The sequence below is a fragment of the Tepidiforma sp. genome (genome assembly GCF_026419595.1).
Lineage (GTDB): Bacteria > Chloroflexota > Dehalococcoidia > Tepidiformales > Tepidiformaceae > Tepidiforma.
Window position 1 is genome coordinate 36,838 of record NZ_JANZZD010000010.1, and the last position, 26,201, is coordinate 63,038.

At 72.3% G+C, this 26,201-nt stretch carries 22 protein-coding genes; 12 read left to right on the forward strand and 10 right to left on the reverse strand.

Translation table 11 applies throughout. The annotated features are described in order from the left end of the window. Position 1 precedes the first annotated feature (1 nt). Positions 2 to 808: a leucyl/phenylalanyl-tRNA--protein transferase gene (gene aat, locus N2041_RS07210; protein ID WP_297677269.1), complete on the reverse strand. Its 807-nt coding sequence runs from the start codon at positions 806 to 808 to the stop codon at positions 2 to 4. After that, complete coding sequence (locus N2041_RS07215) at positions 805 to 1,242, reverse strand: PaaI family thioesterase (protein WP_297677271.1); 438 nt, start codon at positions 1,240 to 1,242, stop codon at positions 805 to 807. The genes aat and N2041_RS07215 overlap by 4 nt, the downstream gene beginning before the upstream one ends. A gap of 82 nt (positions 1,243 to 1,324) precedes the next feature. Between N2041_RS07215 and N2041_RS07220 the strand changes: the two genes are divergently transcribed. Beyond that, on the forward strand, positions 1,325 to 2,281 hold the full coding sequence (locus tag N2041_RS07220; RefSeq protein WP_297677273.1) for a hypothetical protein: 957 nt from the start codon (positions 1,325 to 1,327) through the stop codon (positions 2,279 to 2,281). Here the strand turns inward: N2041_RS07220 and leuD are convergent. The 3 genes from leuD to N2041_RS07235 form a co-directional block, all read right to left on the reverse strand. Next, on the reverse strand, positions 2,278 to 2,886 hold the full coding sequence (gene leuD, locus N2041_RS07225; RefSeq protein ID WP_297677275.1) for a 3-isopropylmalate dehydratase small subunit: 609 nt from the start codon (positions 2,884 to 2,886) through the stop codon (positions 2,278 to 2,280). The genes N2041_RS07220 and leuD overlap by 4 nt on opposite strands. Before the next feature lie 2 nt (positions 2,887 to 2,888). Beyond that, a complete protein-coding gene (gene leuC / locus N2041_RS07230; protein WP_297677277.1) occupies positions 2,889 to 4,295 on the reverse strand; it encodes a 3-isopropylmalate dehydratase large subunit in 1,407 nt (468 codons plus the stop codon). Between the two features lie 65 nt (positions 4,296 to 4,360). Further along, positions 4,361 to 7,102 carry a DUF2325 domain-containing protein gene (locus N2041_RS07235; protein WP_297677279.1) on the reverse strand — a complete coding sequence of 914 codons (2,742 nt, stop codon included), beginning with the start codon at positions 7,100 to 7,102 and terminating at the stop codon, positions 4,361 to 4,363. Between the two features lie 271 nt (positions 7,103 to 7,373). On the opposite strand from N2041_RS07235, the gene N2041_RS07240 reads away from it, so the two are divergent. The 3 genes from N2041_RS07240 (at position 7,374) to N2041_RS07250 (ending at position 13,286) form a co-directional block, all read left to right on the forward strand. Continuing rightward, positions 7,374 to 8,348, forward strand: a complete 975-nt coding sequence (locus N2041_RS07240) for a hypothetical protein (protein ID WP_297677281.1) — start codon at positions 7,374 to 7,376, stop codon at positions 8,346 to 8,348. Positions 8,349 to 8,577: 229 nt separating this feature from the next. Next, positions 8,578 to 12,471: a hypothetical protein gene (locus tag N2041_RS07245; RefSeq protein ID WP_297677283.1), complete on the forward strand. Its 3,894-nt coding sequence runs from the start codon at positions 8,578 to 8,580 to the stop codon at positions 12,469 to 12,471. 65 nt (positions 12,472 to 12,536) lie between these two features. Continuing rightward, positions 12,537 to 13,286, forward strand: a complete 750-nt coding sequence (locus N2041_RS07250) for a hypothetical protein (protein ID WP_297677285.1) — start codon at positions 12,537 to 12,539, stop codon at positions 13,284 to 13,286. A 15-nt stretch (positions 13,287 to 13,301) separates the two neighbouring features. Here the strand turns inward: N2041_RS07250 and N2041_RS07255 are convergent, their stop codons facing one another. After that, positions 13,302 to 14,240, reverse strand: a complete 939-nt coding sequence (locus tag N2041_RS07255) for a CAP domain-containing protein (RefSeq protein WP_297677288.1) — start codon at positions 14,238 to 14,240, stop codon at positions 13,302 to 13,304. Positions 14,241 to 14,493: 253 nt separating this feature from the next. Further along, positions 14,494 to 15,750, reverse strand: a complete 1,257-nt coding sequence (locus N2041_RS07260; RefSeq protein ID WP_297677290.1) for a helix-turn-helix transcriptional regulator — start codon at positions 15,748 to 15,750, stop codon at positions 14,494 to 14,496. A gap of 100 nt (positions 15,751 to 15,850) precedes the next feature. On the opposite strand from N2041_RS07260, the gene N2041_RS07265 reads away from it, so the two are divergent. The 8 genes from N2041_RS07265 (at position 15,851) to N2041_RS07300 (ending at position 23,279) form a co-directional block, all read left to right on the forward strand. Beyond that, positions 15,851 to 16,513: a hypothetical protein gene (locus N2041_RS07265; protein ID WP_297677292.1), complete on the forward strand. Its 663-nt coding sequence runs from the start codon at positions 15,851 to 15,853 to the stop codon at positions 16,511 to 16,513. A 64-nt stretch (positions 16,514 to 16,577) separates the two neighbouring features. Then, the gene (locus tag N2041_RS07270) at positions 16,578 to 17,261 is read left to right on the forward strand and encodes a class F sortase (RefSeq protein ID WP_297677294.1); all 684 of its coding nucleotides are present in this window, start codon (positions 16,578 to 16,580) and stop codon (positions 17,259 to 17,261) included. A gap of 94 nt (positions 17,262 to 17,355) precedes the next feature. Beyond that, positions 17,356 to 18,015 (forward strand): class F sortase, encoded by a 660-nt coding sequence (locus tag N2041_RS07275; protein ID WP_297677296.1) that lies wholly within the window; start codon positions 17,356 to 17,358, stop codon positions 18,013 to 18,015. A 190-nt stretch (positions 18,016 to 18,205) separates the two neighbouring features. Beyond that, positions 18,206 to 18,988, forward strand: coding sequence for a hypothetical protein (locus N2041_RS07280; protein ID WP_297677298.1), 783 nt, complete (start codon positions 18,206 to 18,208; stop codon positions 18,986 to 18,988). Positions 18,989 to 18,998: 10 nt separating this feature from the next. Next, on the forward strand, positions 18,999 to 21,152 hold the full coding sequence (locus tag N2041_RS07285; RefSeq protein ID WP_297677301.1) for an IPT/TIG domain-containing protein: 2,154 nt from the start codon (positions 18,999 to 19,001) through the stop codon (positions 21,150 to 21,152). 118 nt (positions 21,153 to 21,270) lie between these two features. Then, positions 21,271 to 21,828, forward strand: a complete 558-nt coding sequence (locus N2041_RS07290) for a hypothetical protein (protein ID WP_297677303.1) — start codon at positions 21,271 to 21,273, stop codon at positions 21,826 to 21,828. A 4-nt stretch (positions 21,829 to 21,832) separates the two neighbouring features. Next, on the forward strand, positions 21,833 to 22,318 hold the full coding sequence (locus N2041_RS07295; protein ID WP_297677305.1) for a hypothetical protein: 486 nt from the start codon (positions 21,833 to 21,835) through the stop codon (positions 22,316 to 22,318). 43 nt (positions 22,319 to 22,361) lie between these two features. Beyond that, a complete protein-coding gene (locus tag N2041_RS07300; protein ID WP_297677307.1) occupies positions 22,362 to 23,279 on the forward strand; it encodes an NAD-dependent epimerase/dehydratase family protein in 918 nt (305 codons plus the stop codon). Between the two features lie 28 nt (positions 23,280 to 23,307). Here N2041_RS07300 and N2041_RS07305 read toward each other — a convergent pair whose 3' ends face one another. The 3 genes from N2041_RS07305 to N2041_RS07315 all read right to left on the reverse strand — a co-directional run bounded on the left by N2041_RS07305 (position 23,308) and on the right by N2041_RS07315 (position 26,105). Beyond that, positions 23,308 to 24,582 carry a CoA transferase gene (locus tag N2041_RS07305; protein ID WP_297677309.1) on the reverse strand — a complete coding sequence of 425 codons (1,275 nt, stop codon included), beginning with the start codon at positions 24,580 to 24,582 and terminating at the stop codon, positions 23,308 to 23,310. Between the two features lie 65 nt (positions 24,583 to 24,647). After that, complete coding sequence (locus N2041_RS07310; protein WP_297677311.1) at positions 24,648 to 25,253, reverse strand: MarR family winged helix-turn-helix transcriptional regulator; 606 nt, start codon at positions 25,251 to 25,253, stop codon at positions 24,648 to 24,650. A 15-nt stretch (positions 25,254 to 25,268) separates the two neighbouring features. Then, complete coding sequence (locus N2041_RS07315) at positions 25,269 to 26,105, reverse strand: universal stress protein (RefSeq protein ID WP_297677313.1); 837 nt, start codon at positions 26,103 to 26,105, stop codon at positions 25,269 to 25,271. Between the last annotated feature and the right edge of the window lie 96 nt (positions 26,106 to 26,201).

Genomic DNA, 26,201 nt, shown 5'->3' on the forward strand with positions numbered 1-26,201 from the left:
GTCAACCGTGTCCCTGCGCCGCGTCCGGAAGTCCCGCGCTTCCGCCGTCGAACCAGCGCGCCTCCCGCCGGAGCGCCCGCTCGAGCCGCGCCAGGTACTCCCGCCGCGGCACGTCCACCCCGCCCATCCGCGCCGTGTGCGGGTTCAGCACCTGGATGTCGACCAGCTCCACGCCGATCGCCCGGCAGTGCTGCACCATCGCCGCCGCGGCCACCTTCGAGGCGTCGGTGTACAGCGTGAACATCGATTCCGCGCCGAACATCGCCCCTACGGCCAGCCCGTACAGCCCGCCCGCCAGCGTCTCACCCAGCCATACCTCGAAGCTGTGCGCCCACCCGAGCGCATGCAGCTCCCGGTACGCCGCCGCGAGGTTCGGCGTCAGCCACGTTCCCTCCCGCCGCTCTCCGCACGCCGCGATCACCTCGTCGAACGCCGCGTCCACCGTCACCCGGAACCGCCCCGACCGGATCGTCCGCCCCAGCCGCCGCGGTACGGTGAACGTCTCCACCGGCAGGATCGCCCGCGGGTTCGGCGAACACCACCAGAGCTCGTCCTCTTCGTCCCGCGGCCACGGGAAGTACCCCAGCCGGTACCCCGCCACGATCATCTCCGGCGTGAACTCTCCCCCCGTGACGTAGACCGTCTCGTCCGCCCGCGCCAGCGCCTCCGGCCCCGGCACCGAATACCGCGGCCGCGGCAGCGGCAGCGCCGGTCCCTGCGTCCGCACCTCCAGCGCGATGGGGCACGGACGCCCTGCGCTGTCCCGCACCGCGACCGCGATGAGGTCCGAACCGCCGTCGCCGCTCACCCCGCCGGCTCCCGCCGCCCCCCGATGACGAACGTGACCAGCCCGAGCGCCACGATGCGCCCGCCGTCGTCCCGCACTTCGACCTGCGTGAACGCCGCCGTCCGCCCCATCTTCACCACCCGCGCCTCCGCCACCAGCTCCGTGCCCCGCGCCGGCGCCAGGTACGAAACGTGCAGATCGCTCGTCGCGTGCGGCCGCGCCCGGATCTCCGCCTCCTCCCGCAGCGTCCGCACGGCGCCGCCCGCCACCGAGTCGATCAGGCTCGAAATCACGCCCCCGTGCACGACGTCGTTGTAGTTCAGGTGCTCCTCCCGCAGCCGCACCCGGTTCACCACCCGGCCCGGCACCGCCGAGACCGTCTCGATCCCCACCAGCTCCCAGTACCGCCCCCGCGCCCAGGCCTGCAGCCGCGCCGTCAGGTCGCCGTCGTCCATGCGCGAAAGCCTACCCCGCGCCGCTGCCCCGCTCCACGGGCACCCGTGGCGCGCAGGCCCCGCCGTGCGGCACCATCCGGGGATGCCCGGCTCAGCCTCGTCCCGCGCCGCTGCCCGGCGCGCCCTCGACCGGCTCCGCGCCCTCCGCCCGGACCCCGAGGCCGCGCGCGCCTTCGCCCGCGAACTGCTCACCGTGCCCGCGGACCCCGAAACCCTGCTCGCCGCCGTCGAACTCCTCGCCGCCGCGCCAGCTCCCGCTGACCTGGCCCCGTTGCGGGCCGCGTTCGCCTGGCTCGCGGCCGCCCCGAAGCGGCGCGACCCCGGCACCCTCCTCCGCGCCCGCATCCTCGACGCCATCGCGCCCGTCGCAACCGGCGAGGACCTCGACCTGGCGCGCGCCGCGCTCTCGACCGTCGAGCGGACCGTCAACGGCTCCGGCGAGCCCCTCCGCGCCGCCGCCCTCCGCCTCCTCGCCCGCCTCGACTTCGAGGCTGCCGCCGCACAGGCGGCCATCACCCTCGCCGCCGGCGACGCCCGCCCGATGTCCGGCGAGCCCGCGCTCACCGCCATCCGCGTGCTCGCCGCTGCCGGGCGCTCCGAGGCGCTCGTCATCACGGCGCTCGCAACGCCGTTCCCGGCCCCGCTCCGCGCCGAGGCCGTCCGGGGGCTCGTCGCCCTCGAGGCCGCCGCGTTCGATGCGTTCACCCGCGCAGCGCTCCCGGGCTTCGTGGCCGAACCCGAGCTTGCCCTCGCCCTCGCCGACCTCCTGTTCGCCCACCCCTCAGGGGAGCAGGCCGCGGGTGCGCTCACGCAGCTGCTCGCGGCCGCACGGGGCATCGAACTCTACGCCTCGCTCGCTGCTTCCATCGTCGCCGCGCGCAGCGAGTGGGCGCTCGTCTGCTTCGCCGATGCCCTCGAGGCCGAAACCGGCCCCGCGAAGCTCGCCGCCGCGCGCGAGGCCCTGTCGCTCGCCCCGCCGGTCCCCGCTGCCGCCCGCGCCGCCGCCATCATCGAGCGCCGGCTCGGCCCATCGGCCTAGCCCGCCAGCAGCGCCTCCGTCTTCGGCATCCACGCCGGCCGGCCCTGCTCGTACGCCGCAATCCGGTCCTCCAGCTGCAGCGTCAGCCCGATATCGTCCAGCCCGTTCAGCAGGCAGTACTTCACGAACGGGTCGATCTCGAACCGCCGGCTCCACGCCCCGTCGGCCGTCGCCACCGTCTGGGATTCGAGGTCCACCACCAGCTCGGCTTCCGGCAGCTCCTCCGCCCGCGCCACCAGCCAGTCGCAGTCCTCCTGCGGCAGGGTGATCGTCAGCAGACCCACCTTCGACGAGTTGTTCCTGAAGATGTCCGCGAACGACGGCGCGATGATCACCCGCAGGCCCATGTCGTCCAGCGCCCACACCGCGTGCTCGCGCGACGAGCCGCAGCCGAAGTTCGGTCCCGTCACCATGATCGGCGCGCCCTTGTAGACCGGGCGGTTGAGCACGAAGTCCGGGTCCTTCCGCCACTCGTCGAACGCGTACGGCCCGAAGCCCGTCCGCTCGATCCGTTTCAGGAACTCCTTCGAGATGATCTGGTCCGTATCCACATCGGCCCGGTTCAGCGGGATGACCCGCCCGCGCACCGTCTCGAACTTCTTCATCGCTACTTCCACTCCCGGATGTCGACGAAATGCCCGGCGATCGCCGCCGCCGCGGCCATCTGCGGGCTCACGAGGTGCGTCCGGCCGCCGCGGCCCTGCCGTCCCTCGAAGTTCCGGTTCGAGGTGCTCGCGCACCGCTCGCCCGGCATCAAGATGTCCGGGTTCATCCCGAGGCACATCGAGCAGCCGGCCTCCCGCCACTCGAATCCCGCCTCCTTGAAGATGCGGTCCAGCCCCTCTTCTTCTGCCTGGTGCTTCACGAGGCCCGAGCCCGGCACGACCATCGCCCGCACGTGCGGCGCGACCTTCCGGCCCCGCACCACCTCGGCCGCCGCCCGCAGGTCCTCGATCCGGCTATTCGTGCACGAGCCGATGAACACCCGGTCCAGCCGGATCTCCTGGATCGGCGTCCCCGGCTCGAGCCCCATGTAGTGCAGCGCCCGCTCCGCCAGCTCCCGCGCCTGCGGCGTCGGCGCCTCCGAGGGGTCCGGCACCCGGCCCGTCACCGGCACGCTCTGCGCCGGCGTCGTCCCCCACGTGACCGTCGGCACGATCCCCGAACCGTCGAGCGTTACATACGTGTCGAACTCCGCCCCCTCATCCGTCGGCAGCGACCGCCAGTAATCGAGCGCCCGCTCCCAGTCGGCGCCCTTCGGCGCGAACCGCCGCCCTTCCATGTACGCGAACGTCGTGTCGTCCGGCGCGATCAGCCCGGCGCGTGCGCCGCCCTCGATCGACATGTTGCAGATGGTCATCCGCCCTTCCATCGAAAGCTTCCGGATGACCTCGCCCCGGTACTCGATGACGTGCCCGACGCCGCCCGAGACGCCGATCTTCCCGATGATCCCGAGGATCACGTCCTTCGCCGTCACGCCGGGGTGCAGCTCGCCCGTCACCTCGACCGACATCGTCTTCGGCTTCGCCTGCGGCAGCGTCTGCGTCGCCAGCACGTGCTCCACTTCGCTCGTCCCGATGCCGAAGGCGAGCGCGCCGAACGCCCCGTGCGTCGACGTGTGGCTGTCCCCGCACACGATCGTCATCCCCGGCTGGGTCAGCCCCTGCTCCGGCCCGATGACGTGCACGATCCCCTGCCGGATATCCCCCACCCCGAAGAGCGGGATGCCGAACTCCTCGCAGTTCTTCCGCAGCGCCTCCACCTGCTGCACCGAAAGCGGGTCCGACCACGGCTTGTCGCGGTCGATGGTCGGCACGTTGTGGTCCACCGTCGCGAGCGTCAGCTCCGGGTGCCGGACGCGCCGGCCCGCCAGCCGCAGCCCTTCGAACGCCTGCGGCGACGTCACTTCGTGCACGAGGTGGAGGTCGATGAAGAGCAGGTCGGGCTTCCCCGGCTCGCTCGCCACGACGTGCTGCTCCCAGATCTTCTGGATGATGGTCTTCGGTGTGCTCACAGGGCTCCTGCCGCGGTCGGTCTCGTTCGTTGCGGGTTGTACCGAAAAGTGTACCAGCCCCGCAGCTACCGGCCGGTTCCTTGCAGCGTCCCCCGGCGGCGTCCCGCTTCGACGAGCGTCGCTCCCACCACCGCCGCCAGCATCTTGGGTCCCGCGAATGCCCGCTGCAAATACAGGTTGTTCGCCCTCTTTGCGGCTTCGATCACCCGCCCCGAGGCCGCGTGGCTGATGTAGCTCGTGACGATGACCACGAGGTCGATCGAGCCGCCAGCACGGTCCACTGCCCGTCCACCTTGCTTCGCTGCATCGGCGTCCAGCCACTCAACCCGCAGCCCGGCCTCCTCGAGAAGCGCCGTTGCCTTCGCCTGCAGGCTGGGGTGCCCGCCGACCACCAGGACCGACTTCCCGGTGAGGTCGACCTTCTGCCCGTCGCTGCCAGCGGCCGCGAACTCGACGAGTTTCTCGACGTGCGGCCGAATTTCGGGAAATACCACAGCGAGCGCCCGCAGGTCGCCCAGCAGCTTCGAATCCTTCCGGAACTCGCGCGGAATGCGCTCTGCGATGTAGTCGAACGGTTCTCCGCGCTCCAGCGCCCACTCCAACGACGCGAGGAGCGCCCGCTCCTTCAGCGCAGGGAAGGCATCGAGGCAGCTGGCGAACACATTCGGCACCTCGTCGTCCTTCCCCTGCCGCAGCAGCTCCCGCACCAGCCGCACGAACGCCTGCTCCGCATCCTGGTCGTGCGTCTTCCGCCGCGCCGCCTCCAGCGCGAGCCGGAACAGCTTCAGCCGCTGTTCCCCGTCGAGCGCCTCCGCCCCCGCGATCGTCCCGTCCTCGACCCCGTCCGCGATCCGGTTCAGCGTGTTGTCGCCCCGCTGCGTGGTCGACGCGAACTCCGCCGCCTCCAGCAGGTTCTGCACGTTGCCGATGCCCCATGCCTTCAGGGCCTCCGGCAGCACGTCGTCGATGACGGCGTCCGTCACGTAGCCGCCATCCTGTGCGAGCACTTCCGAAAGGTGCTCCCAGCTGTCGTCCAGCCGCACCTGCTTCAGGTACTCGAAATACCCCTTGAAATCCTTCGTCAGCCCCTTCCCGTCGCCTTCCGCAGCGAGCCGGTACGCTGCGAGGAACTCCGCATACCCCCGCAGCCGTTCCTCGCTGCCGATGAGCCGCAGCAGCTGCCGGCGCTGGTCGCGCGAAGCCCACTCCCGCGGCCCGCGCGCGACGATCGCCAGCGTCGAAACTGCCCCGACCGGCACGACCTCCGGGTGGCGCTCCCCGGCGGCCTTCAGCAGGTCGATGGCCAGCTGCGCCGCCCACGAAAAATCCCCCGCGACGGTCGTCTTCTTCGGCCAGGCGTTCGCCCAGTCGGCCACCGCCTCCCCCTCGTACAGCACGCTCGCGAGCAGCACCAGCCCGAGCACCCGCGTATCCGCCGCGACCGACCCGTCGCGCACGAAGTCGCTCAGCCGCTGCTCGTCGACCTGCTGGCCGCGCCGCGCCGCGCCGAGGAACTGCGCCAGCCGCACCAGCCCGTGCAGGCTCGCCTCGCGCCGCGCGATCTCCGGGTCTTCCGCGAGCCCGGCGATCGCCTCCCGCCCGGCTTCCCACCGGTCCTCGCCGATGCCGCTGCCGCGGTTGTTGACCTCCTGCCAGAGCGCCGCGTAGGCATCGGCGAACCGGTCGCCCTTCAATTCGAGCGCGGCCGCGAACTCCTGCCATGCGGCGGCCTTCAGCCCGCGCTCCGCCTCCGCCGTGAGGTCCGCGTCGGCCCCTGCGTCGCCGGCCAGCGCCCGCCGGAACCACGTCAGCGCCTCCGCCCAGCGGCCGTTGTAGAAGAACCAGTACCCCAGCAGCATCCGCAGCGCCGCCTGCTCGCCGTCCCGCGCCTGCTGCAGCCGGGCCTCGAGCGCCTGCCGCGCCGGGTCGTCGTGCCGGCTCCGCAGCCGGTCCAGCTCCGATTCCCAGTCGAACCCAGCACCGGCCGCGTCCGGTAGCTCCGGTTCGTCGGTCGGGCCCGTCGCAGGCTCTGTCCCCGGAGCTGACGGCTGGACCGTCACCCCCGGGACGCGCGTTTCGCCGGCCCCCAGGACCTCGACGAGCCGCTCCAGCGCCGCGGTCAGCCGGTCCAGCCGCTCGTACAGCCCCTCGAATCCTGCCGGGATGCCGTCCGCAGCCGCCGGCGCAGCCGTCGCCGCGGCGGCCCCGGCCTCCCCGGCGGCCGCCGCCTCCGCCGTTCCGGTCGTGGGCTCTTCGCGTGGCTTCTCCTCGGCCTTCTTCGCTTCCTCCGCAGCGTCCTGCGCCACCGCCTGCCGGCGCTCCTCCGCGATCCGCGCCTCCTCGTCCTCCCGCCACCGCTCCACTTCGCCGCTGTCCGGCAGCACCAGCAGGTCGCCGAACCCGTCTTCGAGAATCCGGAGCGTCTCCGGCACCCGCGGCAGCCGCCACCGCTTCTCCTGCGGCACCCATCGGTATCCTGGCACCCGCTTCACCAGCTCCCGGTCCGCGAACGAACACTGCACCGAGAACTCGTTTTCCATCACCTCGAGGCGCGCTTCCGCCGTCGGCGGGTCCTGCGACTGCGCCCGCGCGGCCGCCACCTCCTCCGCCAGCGCCGCCGGCGGCTGCCAGCCGTCCGGCCCGAACAGGTGGTCCAGCAGCCGGTACGTCGCCATCTGGCGCGGCAGCGAATAACTCCGCCGCGGCGGCAGCCACCGCGCCCCGGGAAAATGGCGCAGCACCACCCGGTCGGCCGCGCTCGCGGCCTCCGCCAGCAGCCGGTTCTCATCCGCCCGCACCGTGATCATTGCGCCGCAACTCTAGCACGCCGAAAGCAGGCCCTGCGCATCACCGTCTCCGTTCGCCCGGTAGCCGCCAGGGCGCCATCCGGTGGCCGGACGGTGGACTTCTAACGCCGCTCTAATGGCCCCGCCTTGACACGCTGCGGTATCTTCACGGTGCGTTCACTGAAGTGGTCGAGCGGTGGACAGCACGGTTCGAACGGGTGGCCCACGGGAGCCCCCGGGTTCGTTGGGGAGCGAGCCCGGCCCCGCCCGCCAGCCCGCAGGGAAGATCGCCATGACGCCCCGCCGCATCGTCGCTCTCCTCGCTGCCGCAGCGGCCGCGTTCGCCGCGCTCGCTGCCCTCCCGGCCGCCGCACAGATTCCCTACGCCGTCTCCGCGATCGCCCCCGCGCCCGTCCAGCCCGGCCAGCAGGCCGCCGTCACCGTCCGCGTCGAAGGCCAGGTCGCTACCCTCCCGGGCTTCATTTACGACGTCCAGGGCGGCACGCTCGTCGGCGTCCTCGCGCCCACCCCCGTCGCCGCCAACGTCGCGGAGGGCACCGTCTTCGTCCGCCGCGATACCCCCGGCACGGCGACCCTCTCCGTCTCCTTCGCCGGCCAGGTCCTCGCCTCCGCGAACGTCACCTTCAGCGCCTCTTCCGGCGCCATCCGCGTCGAAACCCTCCTCGATGCGGGCCCCGACGCCGCCGCCCGCACCTGGCGCTACCAGGTCATCGATGCCGCCGGCGCCGTCGTCGCCGAGCTCCAGGTCAGCACCAGCGGCGACGCACCGCTCGGCGCGGCCGTCGCCGAGGGCCTGCCCGCCGGCGCTTACGCCGTCCGCCAGGTGCTCGGCGCCGATACGGCCCTCGCCTGCGCGCCTGGCGCCTTCTACGCCGTCAGCCAGCCCGCCGGCGCGGTCGCGACCGTCACCCTCGGCGCCAGCCCCGTCACCGTCCGCTTCACCATCGTCCCCTGCCCCGACCTGCCCGCCGGACTCGAAGTCATCATCCCGGTCGACACCATCGTCCCCGGCGCCGGCAGCGGCATCGTCGGCGACGCCGTCCCCGCGCCGGCCGAGCCGCCGTTCAGCGAAGTTGCCGGCGTCCGCCAGCCCGGCCCCGGCCTCCTCCCGCCGGCCGCGGGCAACAGCCCGGCCGCGGCCGCGCCCTCGCCGCTCCCGGCGCTCATCGCCGCGGGCTCCCTGCTCCTCCTCTCCGGCGGCGGCCTGCTCCTCCTCTCCCGCCGCCGGTCCCGCCCCCTGGTGTGAGCCTTCGGTCAGGAGGCACCCCGGGTGCGCCAGTTGGCCGGCGCACCCGGGGTAACTATTTCCCCCTCGAGACGTTCAGATTTTACGAACGAAGGCTTGACGCTAACGCTGGCCTTCGGCCATAACTTCTCAAGCTCACGGCAGCCACCGGTGGGTCGAGACGCTGGTGCCGCTGCCGCCAAATCCCACGGCGCCGGCGGGGTGCGCCCACGAGTCCCAGGGGGACTTCATGGTGCGTTCCTCCCGGCGGTTTTTCGTTTTTGCCGCCCTTGCCCTCCTCGCAGCCGTCGTCTCGGTCGGCCAGCTCCGGCTGTCCGAAACCCCGGCGCGCGCCGCCTACGACCCCTCCGGTCCCGCCTGGGACCCCCTCTCGACGTTCGACGCCTCCAGCAGCCCGGCGCCGGTCCTCCAGCCGCCGAAGCTCCTCGCGGGCACCAACTCCCACGGCCTCCCGGCCAACGCCCAAACGCGCAACGGCTACTGCCTCGATGTCAACGTCCCCGGCGTGACCGCCGCCGCCATCGGCACCCTCGGCTTCGTCATCACCGCCACCAACCCCATCAACCCGGCCGACCCGCCCGCCGTCAACGTGCCCGTGCCCACCAGCGGCACCTACGCCTACGGCGCGGTCGGCCCCGCCGCCGGCGCCGACTATGACGACGGCGGCACCCCCGCCGATACCTCCGACGACGTCTACTGCGTCGTCGCCTATGCGCCCCCCGGCTACCAGACCCTCTCCATCGCCTGGCACTGGGACGGCACCGCCTCGGTCCCGAACCCGATCATCCTCCCCGACATCGCCATCGTCACCGTCACCCTCGACAAAATCGGCGACGGCATCGTCGGCGGCCCGGCCGAGGTCTGCACCACCGGCTGGGACAGCACCTTCCTCACCGGCGCCTCTTCCAACCCCGTCTCCGGCGTCAACAGCCCGCTCATCCCCAACGGACTCACCGACCCGCCCGACCCCGTCAACGCCGTCTCCACCACCGACTTCACCATCGTCTCGTTCACCGGCGCCACGCCGACCGTCGCCTACGTCCGCCAGGTCGGCCCCGAATGGTGCGCCGGCATCGATGCACCCAACAACTCCTCGAACATCCAGGTCCAGTTCAACTTCCACGCCGTCTACAACCGCGTCGATATCGGCAACCCCATCGTCACCATCGACAAGGACGCCGACGACCAGCCCGCGAGCCTCCAGCTTCCTGCCAACCGCCTCGTCGAAATCAAGCGCGTCGTCGAACTCCGCCACGTGACCCTCGACGGGCGCACGCCGCCCCGTCCCCTCTCCTCCCCGATGGTCATCGGCGCCACCCACTACATCTGCCTCATCGGCACCGTCGCCGCCGACTCCCTCCTCGCCTCCAACATCGCCTTCACCCCCATCGGCGGGCCCGATGTGCCCGGCGTCACGGGTATCACCGTCTTCCATAAGTCCGCCGCGAACGAGCCCCGCATCAGCTCCTCCGTGCCCAACGGCACCCTCTGCTTCTCCTACACCTCGAACGCCCCCGGCCAGCACGCCGTCGCTGCCTACTTCAACGATTCGAACAACGGCGGTGCGCTCACCGCTGCCTTCTTCGACACCGACGGCGACGGCAACGGCATCGTCCAGCCGGGCCCGGCGAGCCCCCTCATCACCCGCTGGGTCCGCATCGACCGCACCGAAATCACCACCGGCGGCACCCCGACCTCCGGCGTCGTTACGTTCGGCACGATCGAGCTCCCCCTCCGCTTCAACGTCGCCGACGGCACCTTCCTCGCCAGCGCGAACCTGACCGAGTGGGTCATCGGCTCCTTCAACTCCGGCACCCCCCAGACGACCAACCTCCTCGTCGACGGCGCCCGCCTCGAAATGCGCATCATCGGCTGCGGCTACTTCCAGGTGCCCAACACGCTCCTCAAGCCGACCGTCGTCACGGGCATCTCCGTCGGCGGCCGCTTCGAACTGAACGACGGCGGCCAGGACCCCTTCGCGCCCGCCTTCGGCGACACCGACGCCAATCCCGACGACATCCGCATCTCCACCACCAACGCCCCCAACTGCGGCCCCAGCGCCACGACCCGCATCGAAATCGACGTCTTCTACCCCGGCCAGACCACGCCGGCGAGCGTCACCGAACACGTCACCATCCGCTACGTCTTCTTCCCCGGGCAGAAGGACGTCCGCGTCGCCTGGGCCGGGCAGATCGTGACCATCACCTACGCCTTCGCTTCCAACGTCTCCTGCGCCGGCCAGACGGTCCGCTTCACCCGCCCTTCCGGCCAGCCCGGCACCTTCCTGCCAGCCCCCGGCATCACCATCGACGGCCCCGGCTCCGCCTCCACCGACTTCGGCGCGAACTGCTCCGCCACCATCCGCTACGAAAGCGAAGTCCCCGGCGAGGTCGACATCGAAGTCTTCATCGACGGCCGCCCCTGGACCAAGATCGCCTACGTCATTTACTACCTCGTCTTCGAAGACATCACCGTCGACGCCACGCCCGACCAGTTCGTCTCGACCCTCGGCGGCGTCACCGCCAACCTCCGCGGCTACTTCGTCGGCTCCAATCCCTCCGGTCGCCCGGCCGAGACCAAGCCCGACGGCCGCACCGTCCCCGCCGACCGCTGGGTCCTCCCCGACGACTGGGCCAAGCTCCGCGGCGACCCCAACTTCCGCTCCGACCCGCCCGAGATGCCCGCCGCCATCGTCACCTTCATGCTGCAGAACGAACCCGTCCGGAACTCCTACAGCCCGCGGGTGACGAACGGCTCCTCCGGCTTCTTCGTCCCGGACGACCCGACCGATTTTTCCCCCAACGTGAACCCCCACACGAAGGTGCCGACCGTCCTCGGCTCCCTGGCGAAGCCGCGCATGTACTCCCAGCCCTCCGACGGCCAGGGCCAGGCCACCATCGCCACCTACGGCGACTTCAACCTCACCTTCGAGGAGTGCCCCGCCAACCGCATCACCGGCAACCCCCACTGCGAGCCCGAGCAGATCGTCGGCCGCAGCCGCTACTTCGCCGTCGCCGAATACCCCGAACCCACCACCCGCGGCAAGCACCCCGCCATCGCCTCCAACGTCGACGAGACGACCTGGCGGTGGGCCGGCTACAAGCGCGTCACCGTCGTCAACGGCGAATCGCCCCAGTTCAAGTACGTCGTCGCCCACCTCAAAGACCGCGACGGCTTCTGCGACGCCGCCAACTTCAACAACGTCCTCGGCATCCCCATCCGCTTCGAGATCGACGCCGGCTCCGGCATCATCCTCGAAGCCGCCGACCGCCCGGTCGACATCAACGGCACCCGCCGCTTCGCCACCGCGACGACCTTCGATACCCGCGACGCCCGCGGCAACCCGATCAATGCCGACATCGCAAAGCCGGTCCTCGAAGACGACGAGTGCCAGGCCTGGATCAGGGTCACCAACTCGCTCATGAAGCCGACCAACGTCATGGTCACCTTCCCGGCCATGCCGGCGCCCATCCCCGGCGATGTCACCATCACCGCGTTCAGCTGCACCGGGCAGGAGTCCATCACCGTCACCAACCGCGGGAGCTCCGCCGTCAACCTCGCCGGCTTCGGCCTCAAGAGCCCCGGCGGCCAAACCGGCATCGCCGAGCACCTCGACCTCTCCGGCATCCTCGAACCCGGCCAGAGCAAAACCTTCTTCGGCGGACCCGGCGCTACCTCCCGCGGCTGGATCGGCAACACCGGCGAACGCATCCTCGGCCCTGGCGACTACGTCGCCCTCACCTGGGACGACGTGCCCCTCGCCACCGCCTTCTGCAGCACCGGGCAGATCATCGAGCCCTTCATCCCCTCGCCGCTCCCGCCCGACCCCGAAGGCGCGCTCGTCCTCGATGTCGTCATCCCCTGGGGCGATCAGCTGGATGTCCCGCTCACGGCCGGCTGGAACCTCGTGCCGACCGGCCAGGGCACCGTGCCGGTCGCGAACGCCCTCGGCGACAACGCCGCGAAGGTCGCCGTCATCTACGCCTGGGACGGCGAGAACCAGGAATGGCTCCGCTACATCCCCGGCGCCCCCGGCGCGGTCAACACCCTCGCCGAACTCGGCCGCGGCCGCCCCGTCTGGGTCTACGTCAACGAGCCGTTTACGTTGACCCTCCCCCGCTGATGACCCTGTCTGCCGCCTGCCGTACCCTCGGGGGCGGCCGTCAGTCCCCTTTCCAGGATGTGACCATGAGCTTCTCCCGGGGCTCGCTCTTCGCCGCCATCGTTGCCGGCGCGTTCGCCGCCATCGCCGTCCAGCCCGCCGCCGCGCAGTTCGACCCTCCTTCCACTATCTTCGGGTCGGTCACCGACTCCGCGGGGCCCGTGCCCGAAGGCCTCCCCGTCGAGGCCTACATCGGCGATACCCTCTGCGGCAAAGACGGCAAGACCGAGTACACCGGCGACGGCCCCGCCCGCGTCACCGTGTACGTCGTCGATGTCGTCGCCGACTCGCAAATCCGCGGCTGCGGCCGCGCCGGCGCCGAGGTCCGCATCAAGATCGGCGACCGCTTCGCGCCCCAGGTCGCCCGCTGGCAGGCCGGCCCCGTCCAGCTCGATGTCACCTTCGGCAGCGCGACCCCCGCGCCCATCCCCACCTTCACCCCCACGCCCACCCGCACGCCCGACCCGAACGCGACGCCCGTGCCCGGCCAGTCCACCCCGGGCGCGAATGGCACCCCCGGCCAGGGCGGCTCCGTCGCCACCATCCCCGCCGGCTCGCCCGGCGCCGGCTCGCCCATCACCGGCGGCGGCGTCACGAGCGCCACGCCGGGCCAGCAGAACGCCGGCAGCGGCAACGGCGGCGGCTTCCCCGTCTGGGGCGTCATCGTCCTCGTCCTCGGTGCCATCGCGGCCATCGGCGGCGGCGCGGGCTACGTCCTCGCCCGCAACCGCCAGTCCGATTCCGACGACCTGCCCCCGCCCGGCGGTCTCGAATAGCCGCCGCCCGCGGCCTCAGCCGAGGAAGATCATCGTGAAGTAGTGCCGCCCCTGCGCGTCGGTGATTTCGCCGATGCCGATGCGGCTGAAGTCCCCCGCCAGGAGGTTCGCCCGGTGCGTCGGGCTGTTCATCAGCCCGTCCAGCGCCACCGCGGCCGCCCGCTCCGCCGGGTAGTTGTTCATCGCCAGGTTCTCGCCCGCCCACGCGTAGCTCCGGTAGCCGAAGTACGCCAGCAGCTCCACGTACATCGAATAGCCATACGGGTCCACGTGCCCGAAATACCCCTGGTCGATGAGCTGCTGCGAGCGCGTCCGCGCCACCTTCGTGAGCCCCGCGTCCAGCACGTAGGGCGCGAGCCCCGCCTTCGCCCGCTCCGCGTTGATCAGCTCGAACAGCTGCAGCTCGAGCGCCGTGGCCGGGCCGGCCGGCACCGCCGGCACGTAGAAGTTCGGCTTCGCCGGCGCAGCCGGAGCCGCGGGCGCTGCGGCCTGGGCCGGGGGCGGTGCGGGCGCCGCTTGCGGGGCCGGCCGCGCCGGCGAAGCAGGCGCCGAAAGAGCTGCTGGGGCCGAAGCCGCGCCGCCAGCCGTATTCTGCGGCGCTTCCGCCGCGGGCGCCCACGCGCCGAACCGGCCCATCGCCAGGTCGAACTCCAGGGGCAGCGCACCCGGGCCCGGGTCCGAAGCCGAACCCGCCGCCGGCTCGATGGCTGCCGCGGCCGGCGCTTCGAAGACCACCGGGGGAGCCAGCACCCCGTCGGCCGGGCTCCACGCCGCTGCGGCCGCCATTGGCCGCGTCGCCGTCCGCCCGGCATCCCCCGCGATGACGTTGAAGCCGATGCCCAGCCCCGCGCCCGCCAGCAGCGCCGCCGCATACAGCGGCGCGAACCGCCCCGGCCGCCACTCCCGTACCCGTACGCCCGCCGCCCGCGGGCGGGCCAGCTCGAATCCTGCCATCGGGAACCCCGCTGGAGACCCACGGCTTCGGCGGTTGCCCGCCGGGTCTCGATTCGGGGTTCGACCCTCCCCGCGGTGGACCGCATGGACACGCAGAGGGCATCCCGGTGACGCCTTGGGACGCTGTCACCCGCCCGTCCCCTACGGGTTTCCCCCGACCCCTAAGGGTGTCCGCGCCGTGACCCGGCGCACCCGCTCGTTACTGCCCGTTCACTCGCACCCGCGCTGCCCGACCGCCCTGGACGCGCAGGCCTCAGTTCCCGACGCAGCCCATCCGCCCAGCGGCCAGGATCGCGCTGGCCAGTGTCGAACTCGACCCCGGGTAGACGGTCGTCTCGCGCCAACCGGGCTGGATGGGGTAGTACGGCGGCAGGTCCGCGAACCATCCGTTGTAGATTCCCCGCTGCGCGGGGTCGCCAGGGAACGGGGGCACGCAAACCACGCGGACCGGCCCGCTGCCACAGTCATAACCTGTCTCAGTCGGCGTGCACTCCTCGAAGCCGAGCGGAATCGGCGGCAGCGGCACCGGCGTCGGCGTCGGCACGAACGGCGTCGGCGTGGCCGTCGGCGGGACCGGTGTCGCCGTCGGGGCCGCACCCGCCGTGGGCGTCGGCGTGGCCGTCGAACCCGGCCGCGGCGTCGGCGTCGCCGTCCCCGGTGTGCCGGTCGCGCCCGGCGTCCCCGTCCCCTCGGCCGTCGGGCTCGCCCCCGGCGTTCCCGTCGGCGTCCCCGCAGCGCCCGTCGGCCGAGGCGTCGGCGACCCCACCGGCACCACCGCCGCCGGCGTCAGCGCGCGCGTCGGCTCCCCGCCCGGCCCGGCGGGCGTCCCGCTCCCCCCGTCGCCGCCCGACCGCACCAGCACCGCCGCCGCCAGTGCGGCGACGAACACGAACGCCGCCGCCAGCGCGATCAGCACGCCCCGCGGCACCCCGCCCTGCCCCGGCAGCTCCGGCCGTTCGAACAGCACGCCCCCGGCCGCTCGCCGGTACGGCGCGGGCCCCCGTTCGTACCCGTACGGGTCCGGGTTCGCCTCCTCGTAGTAGGAGGGCGGCTCGATCGGCGCACGTCCCGCGACCGTCTCCACCGGTGCCGGCGGCTCGGGCGCCCAGCCGTCGCCCTCGTCGCCCGGGGCCGCCCATCCGCCGCTTGCCGCCCCGCCACCCCCGGCCGGCCCCGCGCCCGCCCGCCGGAACGGGTCCGAACGCTCCCGCGGCGCCCGGGCCGGGGCGCCGCCCCGCGGCCCGCCCACGTAGCCAGCCGGCGGCGCCGCTGGTCCGCCCGCCTCCCCGCCCACGAGCTGGTCGAGCAGCGGCTGCGGGTCCAGCTTCAGGTAGTTCGCATACGACCGCAGGAAGCCCCGCACGTACACCGGCGCCGGCAGCACGTCGAACTCCTCCGCCTCGAGCGCCTCGAGGAACCGCGGCGAGATCCGCGTCTCCTGCGCCGCCTGCTCGATGCTCAGTCCCCGGCGCTCCCGCGCCTCCCGCAGCGTATCCCCGATGCGTGCCATTCCGGTGCCTCCCCTGGGGGAAACATAAAGTACGCGACAACTGTCAAACGGGCGAATCCCGCCGGTTGGTCGCCGCCGGCCCGGCCGGTACCATCCCTCCATGCGCGTGCTCCCGGCGGCCGTCTCCGCGCTCGTCCTGCTCGTCCCCGCGATCGCGCGCGCCCAGCCTCAGATCCCTGCCACCGTCTACGGCTCCGTCACCATCGACGGCCAGCCCGCGCCAACCGGGACCGAAGTGCGCGCCTTCATCGGCCCGGTCGATTGCACGCAGGCCGCACCCGGCGAGCGCCCGGCGTTCCGCGACGGCGCGGCAACTGCCTACGTCGTCACCGTCCTCCACGAATCCCAGCGCCCCGGCTGCGGCCGAACCGGCGCCGTCGTCACCTTCACCATCGACGGCCGCCCGGCCCTCCAGTCGGTCGCATGGGAGCCCGGGCCCATCCGCCTCGACCTCAGCCTCGGCTCAGCGACGACCATCCCCCTCCCCACCAGCACCCCCACCCCGCCCGGCGGTGCCGCCACCCCGGCCCCTCCGCCGCTCCGCACCGGCACCCCCCCGACCGATGACATCACGCCCCCGGGCAACCTCCAGCCCGGCGGCGCCGGCGGCCCGGGCGGGAGCGCGGCCGGCCCATCGATGCAGCCGCAGCCCGGGAGCGGCAGCCCGCTCTGGCCCTGGCTCGTCATCCCGGCCGCAGGAATCGCCGCCGCGGCCGGCTTCGCCGCCCTCCGCCTCCGCCGAAAACGCCCGGCGGGGGACTAACCCGCCCTTCTCAGCCCGTCGTATACCATAGCGATAGGGGCCGATAGCGCCCCCGTACGGCCGCATGCGCATCCTGCCCTACCTCGCCATCTTCACCTTCGTCGCTGGCGTCAGCCTGCTCGCCGTCGGCTGGTACTACGCCCCCGCCGAAGCCCCCGCGGCCCCCCCGGCGGTCGTCGGCTTCGATATCCGGCCCACCGAGACGCCCACGCCGACCGCCAGCCCGACCGAAGTGCCCTCCCCGACCCCGACGCCCACCCCCTTCGACGGCAAAATCGCCCGCATGGTCGCCCCCGCCCTCGGCATCGACCACGCCATCGAAGAAATCGGCATCCTCCCCAACAACCAGCTCGATACCCCGCACGACGGCGTCAACAACGTCGGCTGGTACTACATCTACGACAAGCCCGGCTTCGGCGGGAACGCCGTCTTCGCCGCCCACGTCAACTACAACTTCAAGCCCGGCCCCTTCGTGAACCTCTACAAAGCCAAACCCGGCGACCGCATCACCATCCAGATGGCCGACGGCCCCGCCTACGTCTACGAGGTCTTCTACTTCCAGCGCTATGACGTCAACTCCATCCCCATGGGCGACCTCATCTCCGGCGTCGTCGGCGGCCGCGCCCGCCCGAAAGACGAAGAGTGGATCACCCTCATCACCTGCGGTGGCCGCTTCGTGGCCACCCAGCCCAACGGCCTCGGCGAATACCTCGACCGCGACGTCGTCGTCGCCCGCCGCGTCCAGTAACCCTCCGCCCTAACCGCGCGTTTCCTCAGCCGAGCCCGTTTCGCCCGCCTGCGATACGGTATCTCTCGCAACCCCGCTATTCCCGGAGCGCTCCGTGAAGCTTGCCCGCAACGCCGCCGTTGCCGTCTTCCTGCTCGGTCTCGCCCTCCTCGTGGTCGGCGCCGCCTGCAGCTCGAGCGGCGCCAGCGATGACACCGCGCCGGCCGCGCCCTCACCCTCCGCCGAGCCCACGCTCACCGCGACCTCGACCCCCACGCCGCGGCCCACCCCGACGGCCACGCCCACCCCCTTCGCCGGCAAAGTCGCGCGCCTCCAGATCCCCCGCTTCGGCGTCGATGCCCCCATCGAAGAGCTCGGCATCGATTCCACCAACACCCTCGAAACCCCGAAAGCCGAGAACACCGCCGTCGGCTGGTACTTCATCTACGACCGGCCCGGCTGGGGCGGGAATGCGATCTTCTCCGCCCACGTCTACTACCACTCGAAGCCCGCCCCCTTCGTCAACCTCGCGAAGAGCCAGCCCGGCGATATCGTCCTCGTCGTCATGGAAGACGGCACCACCTACAAGTACGAAGTCTTCTCGAACAAGCGCTACCACCGCGACACCATCCCCATGGGCGACATCATCGAAGCCCCCGAGAAGGCCGACTACGACGAGTGGATCACCCTCATCACCTGCGGCGGCGAACTCGACGCCACCGGCCTCGAATACCTCAGCCGCGACGTCGTCGTCGCGAAGCGCATCTGGGAGTAGTCGCGCCCTCACGAATCGCTCCGGGAGTCCCGCGCCCGCTCCCCGGCGCCCCGCTGCTCCGGATCAGGGTTTTCACCGCCGGGAACGCGGCCTGCCCCCTCCCCGCCATCGGGCCTTTGCCCATCAAGGGAACCCCGCGCCGTTCCTACCATGACCTCCGTACCGAGCAGCCGCTCCCGGAGGTCCAGCCATGCGCACCCGGCTCCTCGCCGCACTCCTCACCCCCGCGCTCGTCCTCGCCCTCCTCGCCGGCGCCTTCCTCGCCCGCGAACGCGCCGCCAGTGCCGCCCAGCTCCTCCGCGGCTGGAACAACATCGCCTACTTCGGCCAGGCCGCACCCCCCGCGCAGGCCCTCGCCCCGCTCACCGGCGAATACACCGCCGTCTACCGCTGGGACCCGGCCACCCAGGCCTACCAGCTCTACGCGCCCGGCGTTCCCGGCTTCGTCAACACGCTCACCACCATCAACCCCGGCGATGCCATCTGGGTCCACTACACCGGCAGCGGCCGCGAATTCAACACCGGCGCCCCGCCCTCCGGCTCGGTCCCCGCCGGCGGTTCCGGCAAAATCAGCATCGCGGCCAGCACCTTCGTCCCCGCGAGCGACCTCGCCGTCTACGAAAAGAGCTTCAACCAGCTCTACCCCCTCAACACCGACCCGGCCTCCCAGCGCTACTTCGCCCCCGTCCACCTGCCCCACGGCGCCACCATCACGACGATGACCGCCGCCTTCGAAGGCACCGGCGATACCGTCAAAATCCGCCTCGACTACACCCCCATCACCAACGGCGACACCCCCGGCGCGGTCTACATCCTCGCCGAGGTCCGCTCGAACGCCGGCCCCTCGCCGCAGACTGCCTCCGCCTACGCCCACCAGGTCGATAACGGCGCCAACGTCTACTTCCTCGTCGTCGACCTCACCGGCGGCACCGCGTCGAAGCTCCGCGGCGTCACCATCAGCTACACCTACTAGGAGGCGGCCCATGTTCGCCCGGCGCCGTCTCCCCGTCCCCGCCCTCGCTGCTGCCGCGCTCCTGCTCGTCCTCCTCGGCGGCATCTCCCGCCCGGCGCGCGCCCTCGCCGAGGACGACGTGACCTTCGCCGTGGTCCAGTCCCCGGCATCGCCCGCCACCGTCCAGGTCGGTTCCCACGTCACCTTCGCCGTCACCGCCACGGTGAACAACAGCCTCGGCGTCCTCCCGCTCCTCCTCGATTTCGACTACCCGGCCGGACTTACGTTCGTCTCCGGCATCTCGTCGCCCCCGGGCGTCGCCTGCATCGACAACTCCCCTGCGCCCGGCATCGTCCGCTGCAACTACGGCCCGGTCCCGGTCGGCTCCCTCGTCCCGCTGACGCTGACCTTTTCCGTCCAGTCGTCCGTCACGACCGCCGCCGGGCAGGCCGTCATGCGCGCCGGCGTCTCCGACGGCGCCCCGGACTCCGCCGCCGACGGCGCCGATGCCTTCACCGGAGCCGGCGCGCTCACCGTCTTCGACGGCGCGATGTTCACGGCGAACGGCACGCCCTCCCCGGCCGCCGCGTTCGAGCGCGCCGCCGTCACCTATACCGCGACCCTCACCAATAACTCCGGCGCGGCCACCGGCACCTTCGACGCCTCCCTCCAGCTCCCCGGCGCCGTCGTCCAGTCCATCACCTGCTCTTCCGGCACGCCGGGCCCGGTCGGCTTCGCGCAGGCGAACTGCGCCGGCGCGAACCTCCCGAACAGCGCCACGCTCACCATCACCGCCGACCTCCTGCCGCAGGACACCGCCGGCGGCGACGACATCGCGCCCCGCCTCGTCGCCGCCGCCCTCGGGGTCGATGCCGCGCTCCCGGGCATCACCGTCCACGAAGTCGGCCTCCAGCGCACCTCCGGCGCACCGGCCGTCGGCTCCCCGGTCATCGTCTGCACCGCCGCCGTCGCGTCGGATGTCGCCAACGCTGCCGCCGCCGGCGCCGCCCAGCCGAACGACCTCGCCCGCATGAAAGGTACGAACTCCGCCCAGGCCGTCCTGCAGCTCAGCGACTTCACCGTCACCGGTCCCGCCGGCAGCGTCACCGCAGCGGCCGCCTCCGGCTGCGGCGCGAACCAGTCTGGCGTCACGTTCACGCCGGCAGCGCCGGGCACCTACACCATCACCGCCCGCTACAACACCGGCGGCACGAACGTGCTGGCCATCGACGTCGCCGGCGGGTCGAACCCCGTGCCCGCCCTCGCCGCCATTGCGCCGACCTCCGCCGTCGCGGGCTCCGGCGCGCTCACACTCACCCTCACGGGTTCGAATTTCATCGCCGCCAGCGAAGTCCGCTGGAACGGCTCCCCCCTTGCCGCGGTGACCTACGTCTCCTCCACATCGCTCACCGCCACCGTCCCCGCCGGCCTCCTCGCCGCTCCCGGGACCGCCTCCGTGACCGTCCACAACCCGGCGCCCGGCGGCGGCACCTCGAGTCCCCAGGTGTTCACCATCTCCGCCGGCGCCGCGAAGCTCGCTTTCACCACGCAGCCCGGCAACGGAACCGCCGGAAGCCCGCTCTCCGTCCAGCCGGTCGTCGCCGTCCAGACGTCCGCCGGTGCCACCGTCACCTCCGACAACACGACCGTGGTCACCCTCGCCGTCTCCGGCAGTGCGACCCTCACCTGCACCGGTGGCCTCTCGAAGACCGTCACCGCCGGCGTCGCCGCGTTCACCGGCTGCACTGTCACCCCGGCCGGCACCGGTTACACCCTCACCGCCACGTCCTCGCCCGCGCTCACGCCCGCCACGAGCGCGCCGTTCAACGTCACGGCCGCGCCCCCGACATCGACCAGCCAGCTCGCCTTCCCGGCCGTCACCGGCCCCGTCCCCCGCAGCCGCCTCACCTTCCAGGTCGATTCCGGCACCCTGAACCCGTCCGAAGTTCGCCTCACCATCCGCCGCGGTTCCGACAACAAGTACTGGAACGCCGCGTCCGCGGCCTGGCAAACCGACCCGGTCCAGAACGTCATGACCTCCGCGGGCGGCTCGTCCTGGCAGCTCGCCGTCACCGGCGTCGCCCGCCGCAGCTTCCTCGCGACCACGGTCACCATCGAAGCCTTCGCCACCGCAGGTGGCACCGAATACCGCAGCGCCGCGACCGCGACCCTCACCATCAGGTAAGCCCGCGATGCGCCTCCCGCCCCACCGCTCCCTCCGGGTTCGCACCTACGGCCTCCGCTCCCGCGGAATCGGCGCTCCCCCGATGCCCCGCGGCGTCCCGCCCGCCTACCTTCGAACCATGCTGCCGGGTCTTCGCCGCATGGCCTCCGTCGCCACCCTGCTGGCGCTTGCCGGCCTCCTCTCGGCCGGCTGCCTCGCCTACGCGCCGGAGGGCACCGTCGCCACGCCCGCGCCGCCCGGCCAGTCCGGCGGCTCCCGCCTGCCCCAGCTCCTGAGCCAGCTGCAGGGCGCCGGCGCCGGCATGGAGGTCTTCTCGGAACACCCCCAGAACGAAGTCCTCGCTGCGCAGGACGCCGAACCCGGCAAGGCCGCCCCGTCGGCGACGCCGACCGTGACCGCTACCGTCGCCGGCGACCGCACCACCCCCACCCCGACCGCCACCCCCCGCCCGGGCACCCCGACGCCCACCCCGCGTCCCGGCACCCCCACGCCCACCCCCCGCCCCGGCGAAGGCGCGACCGCGACACCGACTCCCTCGCCGTCGCCCACCGCGACGCCCACGCCGACCGCCACGCCGACGCCGACCCTCACCCCGACACCCACCCCGACGCCGCGGCCGCCCACCGAAGGCGGCGGCAGCGGCGGCAACCCCACGCCCCCGCCGACGGAGGGATGACGCGATGGCCGCGACCGCTCACCGCACCCGCTGCAGCGCCTGCGGCCGGGCCCTCCCCTTCGCCGACTGGACCCGCGGCCGCCCCCTTTGCGAACCCTGCGCCCGCCCGGCAGCCGTGCGCCGCGCCGCGCCGGCCGTTCCTCCTCCCCCGTCTCCTGCGGACGACCTCATCGACGCCGTCCCCGATGCTCTCATCGACGAACTCGTCGCCGCCCTCGAAGCCGAGGCCGCGAAGCTCGACCAGGCCAACCCCCTCGCCGGCGTCCTCGCCGAGCTCGAACTCGGCCGCACCCCCCGCGAGCGCCACTGGGCGGCCTGGGGCTTCGCTGCCGGCTTCGCCCTCAACGCCGGCATCGCCAAGTGGGCGCAGGCCGCCTCCGGCGCCCCCATCTCCGACTTCCTCGCGCCCATCCTCATCGGCGGCGCGGTCTCCGGCGCCACCTGCGCCGCCATCGCCTGGGGCATCGCCCGCCTCCGGCAGCCCGCCTGAACCGCGCCGTTGCGCATTGGCACCCTCCCCGCACACTGGCCCTATGCGCATCCTCGTCACCGGCGGCGCCGGCTTCATCGGCTCCCACATCGTCGACGCGTACCTCGAAGCCGGCCATGAGGTCGTCGTCGTCGACAACCTCTCCACCGGCCGCCGCAGCAACGTCAACCGCGACGCCCGCCTCTACGAAGTCGACATCCACGCCCGCGAATTCGAACGCATCGTCGCCGACTTCCGTCCCGAGGTCATCAACCACCACGCCGCCCAGGCGAGCGTCAAAGTCGGCCAGGCCGACCCCGTCCACGACCTCGAAGTGAACGGCGGCGGCACCGCCCGCGTCTGCGCCCTCGCCCTCCAGTACGGCGTGCGCAAGGTCATCTACGCCTCGTCCGGCGGCACCGTCTACGGCGAACCCGAACGCCTCCCCGTCACCGAAGACCACCCCATTGCGCCGCGCTCGAACTACGGCACCTCCAAGTACGTCGGCGAACTGTACGTCGAACTCGCCCGCCGCACCGGCGGCCTCGAAATCACCACCTTCCGCTACGGCAACGCCTACGGCCCCCGCCAGGACCCCCACGGCGAAGCCGGCGTCGTCGCCATCTTCACCGGCCTCATGCTCGCGGGTCAGGCCTGCACCATCGACGGCGACGGCGAACAGCGGAAGGACTACCTCTACGTCGGCGATATCGCGCGCGCCAACCTCCTCGCCCTCGACGCCGGTGACGGCCTCGTCGCCAACATCGGCACCGGCATCGGCACCACCGTCAACGAGATTTGGCGCACCCTCTCCGACGCCACCGGCAACACCATCCCGCCGCGCCACGGCCCCCCGCGCCCGGGCGACGTGCGCAACTTCTGGCTCGATTGCACCCGCGCCCGCGAGGTGCTCGGCTGGCAGCCGCTCGTCCCGTTCGACGAAGGCATCCGCCGCACGGTCGAAGCCTTCCGCGCCGGCTGACTGCCCGGGCGTTCGAACGGCCGGCGCCCTACCGCACTACTCCCGCCGCCCGCAGCCGCGCGACGTCCTCCGAGCTCAGGCCGGCCTCCGCCAGCACCTCGTCCGTGTGCTCGCCCAGCATCGGGCTCGGCCCCTGCGCCGCCAGCGGCGCCTCCGACATCTGGAACGGCGGCCCGACCATCTTGTACGGCCCGAGCAGCGGGTGGTCCAGCTCCACCTGCAGACCGTTCGCCAGCGTCTGCGGGTGGTCGAACAGCTCCTCGATGAAGAACAGCGGCCCCGCCGGCACCCCGTGCTGCTCCAGCAGATGCGCCCACTCCTCCGTCGTCTTCGTCCGGAAGAGCGCCTCCGCCTCCGCCACCAGCTTCGGCCCCTCCTCCGCCCACCCCGGCGGGTTCACCTCGAAGCTCCCGTCCTCCTTGAACCGCGGGTCACGCAGCCCCGTCGCCGCCAGCACCTTCAGCCGCAGCGACTGGCTCAGCGCACCGACCGCGATGAAGCCGTCCTTCGTCTGGTACACGCGGTAGTAGATGTTCCCCAGCGCCGCCGGGCGGTACTTGTTGTGCACCGCCACCTGCTCGGTGAAGCTCCGCATCTCCGCCCGCGCCTGCTTCAGCTCCTCCAGCATCGGCGGGATCACCTGCTCGTCGAACGCCCGGATCCACGTGAACTGGCTCGTCTGCATCGCGATCGCCGTCCCCATCAGCGTGCAGTCGATCCGCTGCCCCTTCCCCGTCCGCTCGCGGTAGTAGAGCGCCGCGCAAATCGCGTTCGCCATCTGGATGCCCGTCGCGTAGTCCGCCACCGCCGGGTAGATGTACGTCGGCACGTCGCCCTGCATCTTCGCCTCGCCCGCCATCAGCCCCGTCATCGCCTGCACGACGAGGTCGTACCCGCCGCGCGTCGCCAGCGGCCCGTACCGTCCATAGGCCGTGTTCTCGCAGTAGATGAGCCGCGGGTTAATCGCGCTGAGCGTCTCGTAATCGATGCCGAGCTCCTCCGCGACCCCCGGCCGGTAGTTGATGACCACGACGTCCGCGTCCTTCGCCAGCCGGTGCACCACCTCCCGAGCCTCCGGCCGCGAGAGGTCGATCGCCACTCCGCGCTTTCCCCGGTTCAGGCTCGCGAACGTCCGCGATTCCTTCGGCAGCAGCTCCACGAACACGCGCCACGGCTCGCCCTCGAGCGGCTCGAACTTCGTCACCCGCGCGCCCATGTCGGCGAGGTGCATCCCGCAGAACGGCCCCGCGATGATTTGCGAAAACTCGAGCACGTTCACGCCCTGCAGCGGTCCTGTCGTCATGCCTGTCCCTCCAGGCCGCCTATTCTAACCTTTGCGTGAACGTACGCCACCCCGGGCTGCCGCCCTCACCCGGTGCCCGCGTCGTCCTCTGCCGGGAGCGCCGTCACGCCCGGGCGCACCTTCGGCTCCATCCCCGCCCGCCGCGCGGTCTCGTAGTTCGCCCACCAGAATGCCCGCGCCAGCCGCGAAAGCGCCGCCTTCTCCTCCTCCCCGAAGCCCGCGAAAAACGCCCGGATCAGGTCGACATAGGCCTCCCGGCCCCGTTCCGCCGCCGCCTTCCCCGCCTCCGTCGCCTCCACCACCACCAGCCGCCGGTCGTTCGCCGCCCGCTGCCGCCGCACGTACCCTGCCTCCTCCAGCCGGTGGAGCGCTGCCGTCACCGCCGGCCGGCTCAGCCAGAGCGTGTGCGCCAGCCGCCGGGGCTCGCTGTTCGGCACCAGCTGCAGCAGCCACAGGATGCGCCACGCCTCGTATGTCAGCCCCAGCGTGCGCTGCATCGCCTGGTTCAGCGCGCTCCCCAGCAGCTGCCCTGCCGAGTTTAGGTCGTAGGCCGCGAAGAACGTCGCCTCGTCGAGCCCGCCCTCGGCAATCCACGCGGCGGCGCGCCGCTCGAGCCGCGTCGGCGGGAATGCCCGGTCCCCGTCCCGCGTCCCCTCGCGCCCCGCGCCCATCTGCTCAGCCCGGTATCAGTCGTGGTGCGTCGGCACCACGAGCACCGCCCGGTGCGTGCCGTGCACCACCCGGTCCGTCGTGCTGCCCAGCGCCAGCCGCTTCGCGAACCCCTTCCCCGTCGAGGTCACCACGATCAGGCTCGCGTTCTCCTGCTCCGCAATTTCGAGGATCGCCGTCGCTGCATCGCCCTGCACGAGGATAGTGCGCTCGCCCGGCTTCGCGGTCGCCTGCAGGTACTCCTTCGCCGCGGCCTCGAGCGTCGCCGAGAGGTCTGCCGGGTAGTACGAAAACTCGATGCCCGCCGGCGGCGGCACGCTGTACGCCCGCAGCAGCACGACCGGCAGCCCCGCCTTCCCGGCGAGGTCCCGCGCGACCGCGAGGCCCCGCTCCGCCTCCTCCGAGCCGTCGACGGCCACCAGCACCGGCCGCCCGTTCCCCGGCGGCTCCGGCGCCTCCGTCCCCGGCTCGGCCAGCACCGGCACCTTCGAACCGCGGATGACCTTGTCGGCCACGCTCCCCAGCACCATCGCCCGGAACCCGCCCCGCCCGTGCGTCGCAATCACGACGTAGGAGGCCGTCTCCGCCGCCTGCAGAATCTCCTTCGCCGGGTTTCCGTACACCACGTCGCACACCGGCTCGCCCAGCCCGTGCTTCTCCGCCTGCTCCGTCGCGTACTTGCGGAACAGCTCCGCCGTCTCCTGCCGCTGCTCCGGCGACCCATCGTGCTCCACCACGTGGATCAGCCGCACCGGCAGCCCTGTCACCCGCTTCAGCCACGCCGCATCCACGAGCGCGTGCTCCGCAAGGCTCGAACCATCGAGCGGAATCAGGATCGGTCCGTTCTCTGCCATCGTTGCACCACCTTCTCGCTGGTTGCCCAAGCATGAACCATCAGCGCCGAGTGCGCGAGGGCCCTTCCGCCCACTTCTTCGGCCCCATCTGCTCTC